This window comes from Flagellimonas aurea (assembly GCF_017313785.1).
Taxonomy (GTDB): Bacteria; Bacteroidota; Bacteroidia; order Flavobacteriales; family Flavobacteriaceae; genus Flagellimonas; species Flagellimonas aurea.
Genome location: NZ_JAFLNL010000010.1, coordinates 120,766 through 135,398, shown reverse-complemented (window position 1 = coordinate 135,398; position 14,633 = coordinate 120,766). Strand labels below are relative to the sequence as shown.

General features: G+C 43.5%; 18 protein-coding genes. 14 read left to right on the top strand and 4 right to left on the bottom strand.

The features are described 5' to 3' along the window. The first annotated feature begins 57 nt into the window (after positions 1-57). From J0656_RS16165 to J0656_RS16115, 11 genes are all read left to right on the top strand, one after another. On the top strand, positions 58-375 hold the full coding sequence (locus J0656_RS16165; protein WP_207035761.1) for a DUF4286 family protein: 318 nt from the start codon (positions 58-60) through the stop codon (positions 373-375). 3 nt (positions 376-378) lie between these two features. Then, positions 379-687, top strand: a complete 309-nt coding sequence (locus J0656_RS16160) for a gamma-glutamylcyclotransferase family protein (RefSeq protein ID WP_207035759.1) — start codon at positions 379-381, stop codon at positions 685-687. Positions 688-708: 21 nt separating this feature from the next. Then, the gene (rsmA, locus tag J0656_RS16155) at positions 709-1,581 is read left to right on the top strand and encodes a 16S rRNA (adenine(1518)-N(6)/adenine(1519)-N(6))-dimethyltransferase RsmA (protein WP_207035757.1); all 873 of its coding nucleotides are present in this window, start codon (positions 709-711) and stop codon (positions 1,579-1,581) included. Then, positions 1,568-2,920, top strand: coding sequence for a magnesium transporter (gene mgtE / locus J0656_RS16150; RefSeq protein WP_207035755.1), 1,353 nt, complete (start codon positions 1,568-1,570; stop codon positions 2,918-2,920). The genes rsmA and mgtE overlap by 14 nt, the downstream gene beginning before the upstream one ends. 9 nt (positions 2,921-2,929) lie before the next feature. After that, on the top strand, positions 2,930-3,295 hold the full coding sequence (locus J0656_RS16145) for a cupin domain-containing protein (protein ID WP_207035753.1): 366 nt from the start codon (positions 2,930-2,932) through the stop codon (positions 3,293-3,295). Positions 3,296-3,314: 19 nt separating this feature from the next. Next, on the top strand, positions 3,315-4,247 hold the full coding sequence (locus tag J0656_RS16140) for a 2-hydroxyacid dehydrogenase (protein WP_207035752.1): 933 nt from the start codon (positions 3,315-3,317) through the stop codon (positions 4,245-4,247). A gap of 9 nt (positions 4,248-4,256) precedes the next feature. Then, entirely contained in the window at positions 4,257-4,667 is a 411-nt protein-coding gene (locus J0656_RS20365; RefSeq protein WP_207035750.1) for a response regulator transcription factor, read from the top strand. A gap of 96 nt (positions 4,668-4,763) precedes the next feature. Then, positions 4,764-5,270, top strand: a complete 507-nt coding sequence (locus J0656_RS16130) for a DUF4199 domain-containing protein (RefSeq protein WP_207035748.1) — start codon at positions 4,764-4,766, stop codon at positions 5,268-5,270. 54 nt (positions 5,271-5,324) lie between these two features. Beyond that, positions 5,325-5,711 (top strand): VOC family protein, encoded by a 387-nt coding sequence (locus J0656_RS16125; protein WP_207035746.1) that lies wholly within the window; start codon positions 5,325-5,327, stop codon positions 5,709-5,711. A 53-nt stretch (positions 5,712-5,764) separates the two neighbouring features. Next, the gene (locus tag J0656_RS16120) at positions 5,765-6,151 is read left to right on the top strand and encodes a YtxH domain-containing protein (RefSeq protein WP_207035744.1); all 387 of its coding nucleotides are present in this window, start codon (positions 5,765-5,767) and stop codon (positions 6,149-6,151) included. Positions 6,152-6,233: 82 nt separating this feature from the next. Then, positions 6,234-6,725, top strand: a complete 492-nt coding sequence (locus tag J0656_RS16115; RefSeq protein WP_207035742.1) for a GNAT family N-acetyltransferase — start codon at positions 6,234-6,236, stop codon at positions 6,723-6,725. Here J0656_RS16115 and J0656_RS16110 read toward each other — a convergent pair. From J0656_RS16110 to J0656_RS16100, 3 genes are all read right to left on the bottom strand, one after another. Further along, on the bottom strand, positions 6,722-8,542 hold the full coding sequence (locus J0656_RS16110) for a lysophospholipid acyltransferase family protein (RefSeq protein WP_207035740.1): 1,821 nt from the start codon (positions 8,540-8,542) through the stop codon (positions 6,722-6,724). The genes J0656_RS16115 and J0656_RS16110 overlap by 4 nt on opposite strands. Before the next feature lie 78 nt (positions 8,543-8,620). Further along, positions 8,621-9,871 carry an aspartate kinase gene (locus J0656_RS16105; RefSeq protein WP_207035738.1) on the bottom strand — a complete coding sequence of 417 codons (1,251 nt, stop codon included), beginning with the start codon at positions 9,869-9,871 and terminating at the stop codon, positions 8,621-8,623. Positions 9,872-9,899: 28 nt separating this feature from the next. Next, positions 9,900-10,382 (bottom strand): GNAT family N-acetyltransferase, encoded by a 483-nt coding sequence (locus J0656_RS16100; protein WP_207035736.1) that lies wholly within the window; start codon positions 10,380-10,382, stop codon positions 9,900-9,902. A 111-nt stretch (positions 10,383-10,493) separates the two neighbouring features. Here J0656_RS16100 and fbp point away from each other — a divergent pair, with 111 nt between their 5' ends. Then, positions 10,494-11,501 (top strand): class 1 fructose-bisphosphatase, encoded by a 1,008-nt coding sequence (gene fbp, locus J0656_RS16095; RefSeq protein ID WP_207035733.1) that lies wholly within the window; start codon positions 10,494-10,496, stop codon positions 11,499-11,501. On the opposite strand, the gene J0656_RS16090 is transcribed toward fbp, so the two are convergent. After that, on the bottom strand, positions 11,498-11,926 hold the full coding sequence (locus J0656_RS16090) for a tellurite resistance TerB family protein (protein ID WP_207035732.1): 429 nt from the start codon (positions 11,924-11,926) through the stop codon (positions 11,498-11,500). The genes fbp and J0656_RS16090 overlap by 4 nt on opposite strands. Before the next feature lie 90 nt (positions 11,927-12,016). On the opposite strand from J0656_RS16090, the gene J0656_RS16085 reads away from it, so the two are divergent. After that, positions 12,017-13,045 carry a ligase-associated DNA damage response exonuclease gene (locus J0656_RS16085; protein ID WP_207035730.1) on the top strand — a complete coding sequence of 343 codons (1,029 nt, stop codon included), beginning with the start codon at positions 12,017-12,019 and terminating at the stop codon, positions 13,043-13,045. After that, positions 13,042-14,633: ATP-dependent DNA ligase (locus J0656_RS16080; RefSeq protein WP_207035728.1), on the top strand; the 1,592-nt coding region annotated here is incomplete at its 3' end. The genes J0656_RS16085 and J0656_RS16080, both read left to right, overlap by 4 nt.

The following is a 14,633-nucleotide window of genomic DNA, read 5'->3' as shown; positions in this document are numbered from 1 at the left end:
ACTACCTGATTTTAAAAATTACAGTAATTTCACCCCACAATCAAACAAAAGAAGCGCATGCTCATATACAACGTTACCATCAATATAGACGAAAGTGTCCATGACCAATGGTTGGAGTGGATGAAGGACAAGCACCTGCCCGATATGCTGGCCACGGGAAAATTTACCCACGCCAAAATGGTCAAGGTTTTGGTGGAAGAAGACATGGGCGGCATTACCTACTCCATTCAATACACCACGCAGGACAGGGGCACCTTGGAATCCTATTACAAAGAGGACGCTGAGCGTTTACGAGCGGATGCGCAAAAAATGTTTCCAAACAAATTCGTGGCCTTTAGAACCGAACTGGAAGTCATCAGTCAACAAATACCATAGCCATTGGAATATCTTTTTTCCTACGGAACGCTCCAAGACCTGCAAGTACAGGAATATATTTTTGGTCGCCTGCTCAAGGGAAAAGCCGATGCTGCATTGGGTTTCAAAAAACTGGAAAATGCCGTGTATGGTCGGTATCCTTTGGTCATCAATACCAATAATCCCGAAGACAAGGTAGCTGGAATGGCCTATGAAGTGAACGAAACTGACCTGAAAAAGGCGGATATTTACGAAACCAGCGCCTACAAACGTGAAAAATTCCAATTGGAATCGGGCGATGAGGCTTGGATCTATATCGAAAATTCCAACTAACTTGCAAAAAAACCGCCAGTAGTGTCCAAAAAGAAGCGAAAGAAGTACTCGAACAGTTCCCCGCACAATCATAGACCGGCGCAGGACGATGGCGCGGTAAAAGCAAAGAAACATTTAGGGCAGCATTTTCTTAAAGATGAATCCGTAGCTGAAAAAATTGCCCAGACCTTATCGCTGAAAGGATACAAAAATGTGTTGGAAATAGGCCCTGGCATGGGGGTGCTCACCAAACACCTATTGCAACGTGATCTTGATCTGGTGGCCATGGACCTGGACGAAGAATCCATCGTCTACCTCAACCACAGTTTTCCATTGGAACACGCCGCAATTTTGAAACAAAACAAGCGGCTCAACATTATAGAGGCGGACTTCCTAAGATTTGACCTTACCGAGCTTTATGGTGAAGAGGAATTTGCAATTACCGGCAACTTTCCCTACAACATTTCCAGTCAGATAGTTTTTAAAATGCTGGAAATGCGGCACCAGGTACCCGAGTTTTCCGGAATGTTCCAAAAAGAAGTGGCCAAACGTATTTGCGAAGGACCAGGGAACAAAACCTACGGAATCCTTTCTGTATTGGTCCAAGCGTATTATGATGCGGAATATTTGTTCACCGTTCCGCCCGGAGTATTTGATCCTCCACCAAAGGTGGATTCCGGTGTGCTCCGATTGACCCGTAAAAAAGAACTCAAACTTCCTTGTGATGAACGTCTTTTCTTTAAAGTGGTGAAATCATCGTTTAACCAAAGACGAAAAACCATTCGTAACAGTCTTAAAACCTTCAACCTTTCCGATAATCTAAAAGAAGATGCTATCTTTGACCAACGCCCCGAACAGTTAAGCGTAGCTGACTTTGTAACGTTGACACAGAAGATAGCCGATGACCCCGTTTAAACTCACAGAAGAACTTTTAGAAGAAATCAGGCAACTGATCGCCGAGAATAAGGACGCCGAGCTTCAATCCATGATGAAGGAGTTCCACTATGCCGATATTGCGGAGATAGCGGACGAAATGGAGGTGGAAGAGGCGACCTATTTGATCAAACTTCTGGATAGTGAAAAAACCTCGGACATTCTTGCTGAAATGCACGAAGACATCCGTGAGGCGGTACTTAAAAACCTTACCGCCAAGGAAATCGCGGTTGAGCTCTCAGAACTGGATACCGATGATGCTGCGGATATCATCAACGAACTCCCGAAAGAACTTGTTCAGGAGGTTATCTCTGAAATCGAGGACCGTGAACACGCCAAGGACATTGTGGACCTTTTGCGCTACGAAGAGGATTCCGCTGGGGGTCTCATGGCAAAAGAGCTCGTAAAGGTGAACGAAAATTGGACCGTGACCACCTGCGTCAAGGAGATGCGTGCCCAAGCGGAAAATGTGACCCGGGTGCATTCCATTTACGTAGTGGATGACGAGGGCAAGCTAAAGGGCCGACTATCCCTTAAAGATTTGCTTACCGCCTCTACCAAAAGCCATATAAAGGATATTTACATTCCAAAAGTGGATTCGGTCAACGTCAACGAACGAGGTGAGGAAGTAGCCAGAATCATGTCCAAGTACGACTTGGAGGCCATTCCCGTGATAGACGAAATAGGACGCTTAGTGGGCCGTATCACCATCGATGACATTGTGGATGTAATCCGTGAGGAAGCCGACAAGGATTACCAAATGGCAGCAGGTATCTCACAAGATGTTGAGGTAAGCGATAGTATTTGGATACTAACACGCGCACGACTCCCATGGCTGATACTTGGTCTTTTAGGAGGACTGGGCGCTGCAGCGATCATGGGCACCTTTGAAGATATGATTTCCAAACACGCCATATTGTTCTTTTTCACTCCACTTATTGCTGCAATGGCGGGAAACGTGGGTGTGCAATCCAGTGCCATTGTAGTGCAAGGCCTTGCGAACGATGATCTAAAAGGCAGTGTTAGGAACCATTTATTAAAGGAAATGTTATTGGCCCTATTGAACGGCTTGATACTTGCCATTTTACTTTTGTTCTTTACCTGGGTGTGGAAAGGTACCTTTGCCACGGCTCTGGCCATTTCACTCTCCTTGATCGTAGTAATTGTTGTGGCAGGCTTCATAGGTACTTTTGTCCCATTGTTTCTCCATAAAAGAAACATTGACCCCGCCATTGCCACTGGTCCTTTTATTACCACAAGCAACGATATTTTTGGAATCCTTATCTATTTTTCGATAGCCAAGATAATCTTGGGAATTTAATCCATCACAATGAAACCCATCAACCTAAAACAAAAACACGCAGAGTTCACAAAACAATGGCATCCACATCAAATTGCCGTGGTGGACGATATGCAAGTCCTTCTGGCCAAACTTCAGGGAGAGTTTGTTTGGCATGCCCATGAAAACGAGGATGAACTTTTTCAGGTCATCAAAGGAACCCTCTACATGCAATTTAGGGACAGGACCGAAGAAGTGAAAGAAGGCGAAATCATAGTAGTACCCAAAGGCGTAGAGCACAATCCCATGACCAAAAATGACGAAGAGGTACATGTGCTTCTTTTTGAAAAAATGAGCACGGCACATACAGGCAATGTGCTTGATGAAAAAACGCAGACCCACTATCCAAAAATCTAGGAGTTGTATATTTGCCCCTATGAAAGTTCTCCACCTAGACACCAATCATTCCCTGCTTATTGAGCAATTTGCCGAGCTTGGGTTTGAAAACCACGAAGACTATACCTCAACCAAAGAAGAAGTGGAAAAGAAAATCCACGACTACGATGGAATCATTATCCGAAGCAGGTTTACCATAGACCGACAATTTTTGGAAAAAGCCGCCAACCTAAAATTTATAGGAAGAGTGGGCGCCGGACTGGAAAACATCGATATTGAATACGCCAAATACAAGGAAGTTTTTTTGGCATCCGCACCCGAAGGTAACAGAAATGCCGTAGGTGAACATACCTTGGGCATGTTGCTTTCCTTAATGAACCACATGGGCAGGGCCGACCGTCAAGTGCGAAAAGGCAAGTGGAAACGTGAACAGAACAGAGGAGTTGAACTGGATGGCAAGACCGTTGGGATCATAGGCTACGGAAACATGGGAAAATCCTTCGCCAAAAAATTGCGGGGGTTTGATGTAGAGGTCATTTGTTATGATATCATAGGTGGTGTCGGTGACGAAAATGCCCGTCAGGTAGGAATCATGGAATTCCAACAACGCTCGGACGTGGTCAGTTTGCACGTTCCGCAGACCGAGCAGACCATGGGGATGATCAACTCCGAATTTATCGGAAAGTTCCACAAACCTTTTTGGTTGTTGAACACCGCCCGTGGAAAATGTGTGGTGACCGATGATTTGGTGGAAGTCTTAAAATCGGGAAAAGTGCTCGGTGCTGGATTGGATGTGCTGGAATACGAGAAAAAATCCTTTGAAAATATGTTCGCCCAAAAACCTAAGGCTTTCAAATACCTGCGCAAGGCCAAAAATGTATTGCTTACGCCCCATGTTGCAGGATGGACTGTAGAGAGCAAGGAAAAACTGGCCCAGACCATTGTAGATAAAGTCAAAGCAAGATTTTCCTAATTTTAATGGGTGAAAAAGACCGTTTTTGTTTTTTCGGCACTAATAGTCGCCTTGTTGCTGCTCTTCAAGTTGAGCGAGTATACCTATCTATCCGGTAATATTTCCATAGAAATTGCAATCGGGACCGTTGCGATTGTCTTCTTTATCGTTGGTATCTACATTAACAAGAAATCGCTGAAAAAAGAAAAAATCGACTTCATAGACCATCAAAAAATAGAGGAATTGGGCATCAGTAAAAGGGAATACGAAGTTTTGGTCCAAATTTCAAAAGGGTTTTCCAACAAAGAAATAGCAGATGTCCTTTTTTTATCCGAAAGCACGATAAAGACCCATGTATCCAATCTTTTGGTAAAACTCGACTCCAAACGTAGGACCCAGGCCATTCAAAAGGCAAAAGACCTTCACATTCTTCCGGTTTAATCATTTTTTATCAAGTAAATGGTGTTTTTGGTACTTTAGTATGAGTGGCAAAAATACCGCCAGAGCTACTTTTGGTTCAATTCTTAATCAATTGAAATGAAAAAAACAGTTTTAAGGTTTGGTGCCTATGGTGCCATTACAATTTGTGTCCTTTTTATGATCAGTTGGTTCGTTTTGGACCACCTGCCCATGTCCACACAAGAGGTCATGGGGTATGTCTCCATAGTGGTATCACTCAGCTTTGTGTATTTTGGTATCAGACATTTTAGGGACAAAGAAAACGACGGAAAGGTAAGTTTCAAAAAAGCCCTGACCATCGGTATCTTGATCAGTTTGATCACGGCCTTGACCTTTGGCCTATTGGACGTGCTGTACACCGAAGTGCTGAATCCGGATTTTATGGATGACTATTACGGTGAAGTAGTCGAAACCATGAGAGCAAACCTCCCCGCTGCCGAATTGGATGCGCAATTGGCGCAACTGGAAGCGGAGCGCGAACAGTTTTCCAATCCATTTGTATCGTTTACCATCATGTCGGCAACGGTCTTTATTATTGGATGTATAGTCACGCTGCTATCTTCCTTGATACTCCAACGAAAATAGAAATGCCAAAATGATGGATGTCTAATAAACCAACAAAATTTAACAAGCAAAAAAATGAAAAATAGAGTGACCGGATTAGGGGGCTTTTTCTTTAAAAGCAAAGATCCCGATGGCATTAAGGAATGGTACAAAAATCATCTGGGACTAAATACTGACCGATATGGCTATACCTTTTGGTGGAAGGACAAGGATGGCAACGATTGTTCCACCCAATGGAGTCCAATGGACGAAAAAACCGAATACTTTAAACCGAGCGAGAAACAATTCATGATGAACTTTAGAGTGGAAAACTTGGTAAAACTGCTTGAAGTCCTGAAAAAAGAAGGAGTCACGGTGGTAGGGGAAATCGAGGAGTACGAATACGGAAAATTTGGTTGGATATTGGATCCTGAAGGAAACAAGTTGGAACTGTGGGAACCTGTTGATAAAGCATTTCTGTAGCTATTGAATTATTTGCTACATTTAACCTTCATTAACCAACACATTAAATAAACATGTCAGAAGAAAAAAAAGACTTTGGAGACAGGGCCGAAGAAGCTGCTAAAGATTTCAAGGAGGATGTAAACAAAGCATTTGACCCTGCAAATCCTGAAAGTGGAAAAACAGTGGCCATTATTGCCCACTTAACTTTTATTGGGTGGATCATTGCGATTATAATGAACAGTAGTAACAAAACGGAAATCGGTTCCTTTTACATAAGGCAAACGCTAGGTATTTTCCTTCTCCTAATTGTGACCTCTTTTATTCCTTTCGTAAACCTTATCGGATGGTTATTGGGGGTAGTTCTTTGGATCGTTAGTTTGATTGGTTCCATTAACGCCAGCCATAAACCCGTATTCTTGGTAGGAGAATATTTTCAAGATTGGTTCAAAAGCTTATAATAACTTTTTAAAAGCCGGACATAATCCGGCTTTTTTTTAATATTTGTTCATCGTAATATTACAATAAATACCCAAATAAAATATGGTTATCAGAAGTATGGCCCCCTCAGATTGGGAGCATGTTTCCAGAATATATCTTGAAGGTATTTCTACAGGATTTGCCACTTTCGAGACCCAAGTTCCCAAGTATGAAGATTGGGACAGGGCCCACATCAAGGAATGCCGCTTGGTCGCTGAAAACGATGGTGAAATTTTGGGATGGGCAGCACTTTCCCCGGTATCCAGTCGTTGCGTATATGGCGGGGTCGGCGAGGTGAGCGTCTATATTTCGGACAAAAGTCGCGGCAAAGGTGTCGGTAAACTACTGATGCAACACTTGATCGAAGAAAGTGAAAAGGCTGGCTATTGGACCATACAATCTGGCATATTCCCTGAGAACATGGCAAGCATAAAACTACATGAAAAAGTAGGGTTCCGATATATTGGCAAACGCGAACGTGTTGGTAAGATCCACGGGGTTTGGAAAGACAACCTCCTTTTTGAAAAACGCAGCCCTACTATCGGAACGGATTAGTCCTCCTCAATAGTTCCATTGCCTTCGGCCACTTTGCGTTCCAGTTCTGCTTGGAACTCTTCCATAACGGGCTTTACGGTGCTTTCGGGCAAATCTGCTATTCTGATGTACATTAAACCGTCCACCGAATTATTGAACAAGGGGTCAACGTTGAAGGCCACAACTTTTGCATTTTGCTTGATGTATTTTTTGATCAAAACGGGCAATCGCAAACTTCCTGGTTCCACTTCACTGATTAATTTATCGAACTTGTTCAGATCAGCCTGCGTTTCGTCAAATACAAATTCCTTGTCGGCATCCTTCAACTTTACCTTGAACTCTTTTTTAGGCCGGATATATTGTGCCACGTAGGGGTCCCAATAATTGGATTTCATAAACTCGATCATCAACGATTTGGAGAAATTGGAAAATTGGTTGCTGATACTCACCCCACCAATCAAATATCGGTGCTCTGGGTGCCTTAACGTGGTATGTACAATCCCCTTCCAAAGCAAGAACAGGGGCATAGGTTTTTGCTGATATTCCTTTATGATATAGGCACGGCCCATTTCGATGGATTTCTCCATCATTCCATACAGTTCGGGCTCAAAACGGAAAAGGTCCTGAAGGTAAAAACCATCAATACCGTATTTTTTGAAGATTTCCGACCCCAATCCCATTCGATAGGCTCCCACGATGGCCTTGGAATCATCGTCCCACAAGAACAAATGATGGTAATAAGAATCGAACTTGTCAAGGTCGATGGCGTTGTTTGTCCCCTCCCCCACTTCACGGAACGTCACTTCCCGCTGGCGGCCTATTTCATTTAGGCAAAAGGGCATATCCTGGGCCTGTGCAAGGAACACCTCGTAGTTTTTGCTCTGCAGCATACGGCAATCCTTTTCCCTCAGCTTTTCAATCTCACCTTCCAGCACCTTTGCACTAATCGCAGTGGCAATTTTCTTGGGCGGTTTTGGAATTTTTAGAGAGGTCGGCACTTTGTCCAAAAACCGTTCTTTTTCAAAAACATTGGCCAATAAATAAGTCTTTTTTCGGAGCAGTTCCGCAAAACCTTCCAAAGTTTCCTCCTCGTTCTGTGTGTTTACCGATATAGGTTGCCCTATCCTTACCTTGATGGGACGTCGGCTTTGCGAGGTAAGCTCAGAAGGCAATTTTGCCGTTCGGAACACATCATCGATTTTTGACAATCGATAAAACAAGCGGCTATTTTTGGCATGAAAATAAATGGGCACCACCGGAACTTCGGCCTTTCGTATCAATTTGATGGCAGCTTCTTCCCAAGGTCGGTCCACGACCAATTTTCCGTCACGGTAGGTAGATACCTCTCCCGCAGGGAAAATACCCAACGGATGACCATCCCGAAGATGCTGCAACGCATTCTTGAAACCAACGATACTGCTCTTAGCATCCTTATGTCCTTCAAAAGGGTTCACGGGCATAATATAGGGTTTCAACGGCTCTATACGGTGCAATAAAAAGTTGGCGATTATTTTATAATCGGGTCGCTCGTTCAGCAATAATTTGAGCAACAAAACTCCATCAATACCTCCTAAGGGGTGATTACTGATCGTAATGTAAGGCCCGGATTTCGGCAAACGTTTGATATCCTCCTCGGGAATGTCAAAATCGATTTCGTAGTGATCTAAAATGGCATCCAGGAATTCTGGACCGGAAAGGTCTTTATTCTTATCGTAAAATCTATTGATGGTACTAATCCTGGTAGCCACCATTAAAAGCCATCCTACAAAAGTGCCCAAAAAGCCATATTTGTCCAGATGGATGACTTTCGCCACCTCTTTAGCAGAAACCAAGCCCATAGAAAATGTATTTAGGTACGTGTAAAGATAGAAAATAAACCCTATAGCACTTTTTACCTAAATATTCGGCGGAAACCTTTATTTTACAACAAGTTGCACAGTTTCCTTGCCCCTTTGCTCCACCAAAACGGATTTCCCGTTTTGAAGCGATTTGACCGAATCATCATTAAAATGGCGAATGGTATAGAGTGAAACGTCCTCGTGGCAAACCACTTTAAATTTCCGCTTAAGTTCTTCCAACAAAGGTTGAAGTCCCCTGAACTTATTGTCCAAACAGACGGAAAAACTAATGGCGGAATTCTGGATAAGGTCCACCTTGAGCCTGTGGTCGTGAAACAGTTTGAATATTTCGCTGATGTTGTCCTCGACTATGAACGAAAAGTCCAGTGAGGATAATTTCAGTAACACCTGATTCTTCTTCACGATAAAACAAGGGACTTTTGGTTCAATACCATTGCCCTTTCCTACTGTGGTTCCCTTGTCCGTAGGGTTGACGAAGGATTTTACCTTTAAGGGAATCTCCTTGCGCTGTAAAGGCTGCAGAGTTTTCGGGTGGATTACGGATGCTCCGTAAAATGCAAGCTCAATGGCCTCACGGTAGGATATTTTATCCAACAATTGGGCATTCTCAAAGTTTCTGGGGTCGGCGTTCAATACTCCGGGAACGTCCTTCCAAATGGTCACCGATTCCGCATTGAGGCAATACGCCAAGATGGCCGCTGAATAATCCGAACCCTCTCTACCAAGGGTTGTGGTAAAGTTGTTGTCGTCGCTTCCCAAAAAACCTTGGGTAATGTTCAATTTGGAAACATCTACACGAGACTGTACTTCTTGTTGGGTTCGTTCCCAATTTACTTGAGCATCCCTGTTGCTGTTATCCGTCTTGATAAGCGTTCTCACATCCAACCATTCATTGGAAATACCTATTTCATTCAAGTATGCACTTACTATGGTGGTCGACAATAATTCCCCGTAGCAAACCACTTGGTCGTAAACAAAAGCATACTTGGGGGATTTGTTCCAAGCCAAAAAACCCTTTACCTCTTCAAAAAGGACTTTCACCTTGGCATAAACGGGATGACTCGGGTTTTGAAAAAGGTCGGACAAAATTCCATTATGGTAATCCACAACCTCTTGAATTGATGCGTTTACGTCATCCTTATCATTAAAATAGGATTCCACCACCTTTTCCATGGCATTGGTAGTTTTGCCCATGGCGGATATCACCAGCAAAGTATCAGCATAACCTACCTCCTGTAAAACGTTCACCACATTCTTTACTGCATCTGCATCCTTAACCGATGCTCCTCCAAACTTAAATACCCTCATGTATTTTCATATTCTTTGATTACAAAGTCTAGTTTAGACTTTCTATATAATTTTTGATTCCTTTCTCGTCCAATTGTACCACATCCCAATCCCTAAGTACATGGGCTCCCTTTTTTTCATAAAACTGAATGGCGGGCTCGTTCCAATCCAGAACTTCCCAACAAATCCTTTTTACACCAAGACTGTTCCCATACTTTACAACCTCATCCAACAAAGCTGTTCCCAGACCACTTCCGCGCATTCTTTCCAATACGATCAAATCTTCCAAATGAATCGCCGGCCCTTTCCAAGTTGAATATCTAGGATAGACCAAGGCAATGCCTGCAATGCCATCTTGGGTATCGGCAACAAAACAATGGAACATCCTTTGATCGCCAAAACCATGCTTCACCAAGTCTTCCTTGGTAATTTCAACGGCATCCGGTTCTTTTTCATAATTGGCCAGTTCTTGGACCAAGCTAAGCACTTGTTCCATGTCCTCCGGTCGGGCATCTCTGATTGTATATTCCATAATTGTTACAAATAAAACTCAAAGTTATAAAATTACATAATTAAGCTCTTTCGAAAACGTTGTAGTTTCACAAAATGCCCGATATTTGTCCATAAATAAAACAGTACTTCCATGTTTGAGAAGCAGCATCGCACACTCGGTGAATTTATAATCGCCAATCAAAATTCTTTTCAATACACTTCCGGGGAACTATCGAGATTACTGAACGGCATTCGACTGGCCGCAAAAGTAGTGAACCATGAGGTGAACAAAGCAGGCCTGGTGGACATTATCGGGGCGGCAGGGGATACCAATATCCAAGGGGAAAACCAACAAAAACTGGATGTTCTTGCCAACGACAAATTTATTCAAACCCTAAAAAACCGGGAAATCGTATGTGGAATCGCCTCCGAAGAAGAAGATGATTTTATCAGCATCAATAGTTTTGACAAACAGCACCAGAACAAGTATGTGGTTTTGATAGACCCTTTGGACGGTTCTTCCAACATTGACGTGAACGTTTCCGTAGGAACCATTTTTTCCATTTACAGGAGGGTAACACCTGTTGGGACACCCGTTACTTTGGAAGATTTTCTTCAACCCGGAAAAAACCAGATTGCCGCGGGCTATATCATTTATGGTACATCTACCATGCTCGTCTATACAACGGGCGATGGCGTGAACGGATTTACTTTGAATCCGGCTTTGGGAACCTTTTATCTATCACATCCCAATATGCAATTTCCAGAAACGGGTCAGATTTACTCGGTCAATGAAGGAAACTACATCCATTTTCCGCAAGGAGTGAAGGATTACATTAAGTATTGCCAAATGGAAGAAGGGGATAGACCGTACACTTCACGTTACATTGGTTCGCTGGTTTCCGATTTTCACCGAAACATGATCAAAGGAGGCATTTATATGTATCCGAAAAGCAGCAAGGCCCAAAACGGTAAGCTAAGGTTGTTGTACGAGTGCAATCCCATGGCATTTTTGGCAGAACAGGCCAATGGCAAAGCAAGCAATGGATACCAACGCATCATGGATATACAGCCAACCGAACTGCATGAACGGGTTCCTTTTTTCTGCGGAAGCAAAAAAATGGTGGAAAAGGCGGAAGAATTTATGGCAAGGGCCTAGCTCTTCCTTTTCACCAATTCGTGATAATCCTCAAATGGGATTCTTCCTGTAAAGATCTTAATGGATTTGTCGATAATCTCAGCAGCGGATTTTGGCGAAAAACCAAGTCCAATGGCATATTTTTCAACAATTCTGCGCTCCTCGTCATCGATGTCATGATCGGAGAAAATCATCTGAAAAAACTCAAATAGCCTTTTATACCTTTGCTCGCCACTGTGCGGAGTCTCTATGGGGTACTTGTTCTCCTTCTTCATCACCACCTTAAATTCATCTTCGCTGATATTCAGTTTGAAGGCAAATTTTTCCAAAATGGCCATCTCTTTCGGATTGATTTCACCATCCACTGCCGCCAAACTTGCCAATGTGGCAAAATGGGCCAAGTTTTTCCTATGGTCTCCGTGCTCGTAAAGATCTAAAATCGGCATATCTCAAAATTTGTGGCACAAATATAAATCTTTAAAAGAGATTTAAATATTAAAAAGGGCACCAAAAGAAATTTGTAATTTACCACTGCTATGAAAACACCTTTGCTCGAATTTACCTCCAAAGGAATCTATTGCAAAAAGGCAGATGTTTATTTGGACCCCTGGAAACCCGTGGACAAGGCCATTATATCGCACGGCCATGCCGATCACAGTAGATGGGGGCATAAAAACTATATTACCCACCATCTCAACGTTCCCATAGTACAGCATCGGCTTGGCGAAGTCAACATTTCTGGAAAAGATTGGGGCGAAACGTTCACGGTCAATAATGTGAAATTTAGCTTGCATCCTGCAGGGCACATTGTGGGCTCTTCACAAATACGGGTAGAACATAAAGGTGAGGTCTGGGTATTCACAGGTGATTATAAAATTGAAGATGACGGGCTAACCACGCCTTTTGAGCTTATAAAATGCAACACCTTCATTACCGAATGCACTTTTGGATTGCCAGCTTTTCGGTGGCGACCGCAACAAGAAGTTTTCAATGACATCAACCAATGGTGGGCACAGAACCAATCGGAAGGAAAAACCTCCGTACTTTTTGGGTACTCACTGGGCAAGGCACAACGTCTTATCAAACATTTGGATACTTCTATTGGGAAAATCTACACCCATGGTGCCGTGGAAAACATGACGGAGGTGCTCCGACCCCTGACCAATCTCCCACCAACCCATCTGATTACTAAAGAAACCAAGAAAGACGAGATTTTGGGCAATATTGTGGTTGCCCCGCCCAGTGCCCACGGAAGCCCATGGATCAAAAAAATGGTGCCGTATGTCACTGCGACCGCGAGTGGTTGGATGGCTTTTAGAGGTGCACGTAGGCGTAGAGCCATAGATAAAGGTTTTGTGCTAAGCGACCATTGTGATTGGAAAGGGTTATTGGAGACGGTGAAAGCTACGGGAGCGGAAAAAATAATCTGCACCCATGGCTACACCGATATTTTCTCCAAATATTTGATGGAACTGGGCTACGATGCCCGAACTGAAGCTACACAATACGAAGGCGAACTATCTGAAATCAATGCCAACGAACAGGAAAAATCGGAAGCGGAATGAAGCAGTTTGCCCAACTCATAAAAACCTTGGACGGCACCAACAAAACCAACGTAAAGGTAGAGGCACTCTCCCAATATTTCAAAGCAGCAAACGATGAGGATAAAGTGTGGACCATCGCCATCCTATCCCACAGAAGACCGCCACGCCCCGTGAACACGACATTGCTGCGCACTTGGGCTGCTGAACTTTCCAATATCCCCATGTGGCTTTTTGAGGAAAGCTATCATATTGTAGGTGATCTAGCCGAGACCATCGCTTTGGTTGTCCCATCATCAGAAAAGGGAACCGAAAAATCACTGACGGCCTTTTTGCAGGAGATGATCGCATTGAAGCAAAAATCAGAGGAAGAAAAAAAGAAATACCTGTTTCAGCATTGGTCCGTATTGGATTACTACGAGCGTTTTGTCTTCAACAAACTAATCACGGGTAGCTTTAGGATTGGGGTGAGTCAAAAATTAATGACCAGGGCACTTTCCAAGGCTACGGGTATCGAAGAGGATATTCTCGCCTATAAATTAATGGGCAATTGGGACCCGAACGAAATCAGCTTTCAAGACCTTTTATTGGAGGAAAAAGAGAGCGACTACCTCTCCAAGCCCTACCCTTTCTTTTTGGCGTATGCTGTTGAAGATGATGTTTCTGATTTGGGCGATGTTTCGGAATGGTCGGCGGAGCACAAATGGGACGGAATTCGCTCACAGGTCATCCTAAGAAATGATGAAATTTTTGTTTGGAGCCGCGGCGAAGAACTTGTTACGGACAAGTATCCAGAGTTCGAAGCATTTGTAGGTGTTATTCCCAATGGAACCGTGTTGGACGGGGAATTGCTCCCCTACCCAAAAGGAGAAATCGGCACTTTTAAAGACCTCCAAACGAGAATAGGCCGAAAAAATATTTCAAAATCACTTTTGGAAAAAATTCCTGTCAAGCTGAAGGTCTATGACCTATTGGAATGGCAAGGAAAAGATATTAGGAACAAAACCTATTTGGAGCGAAGACAGATTCTCGAATCTTTGATTTCGACTACGCTCAATCATCGGGTCGCTGAGCGGAGTAGAAGCGAAACTTTGCAAAACGAATTACCCTTGCTTCTATCCGAACGGATGCAATTTGATTCTTGGGACGATGTTGCAGAGGAAAAGAAATTGTCCAGAGAAAAACACAGTGAGGGCCTGATGCTCAAAAAAAATGACTCCACCTATCAAGTAGGAAGAAAAAAAGGGGATTGGTGGAAATGGAAGGTCGACCCGCTCACCATTGATGCCGTGCTCACCTATGCCATGCGGGGTCACGGCCGTCGAAGTAATCTCTTTACCGATTACACCTTTGCCCTCTGGGACAAAAACGAAGCAGGAGAAAAGGAACTGGTCACCTTTGCCAAAGCCTACTCAGGGTTAACGGACAAAGAATTTCGCCAAGTGGATGCCTGGATCAAGAAAAATACCTTGGACCGTTTTGGTCCCGTTCGTAGCGTTACCCCGCAGCACGTTTTTGAAATTGCTTTTGAAGGCATTGCTCCCTCCAATCGACATAAAAGCGGTGTTGCCACACGATTCCCCAGGATTTTAAGATGGCGAAAGGATAAAAA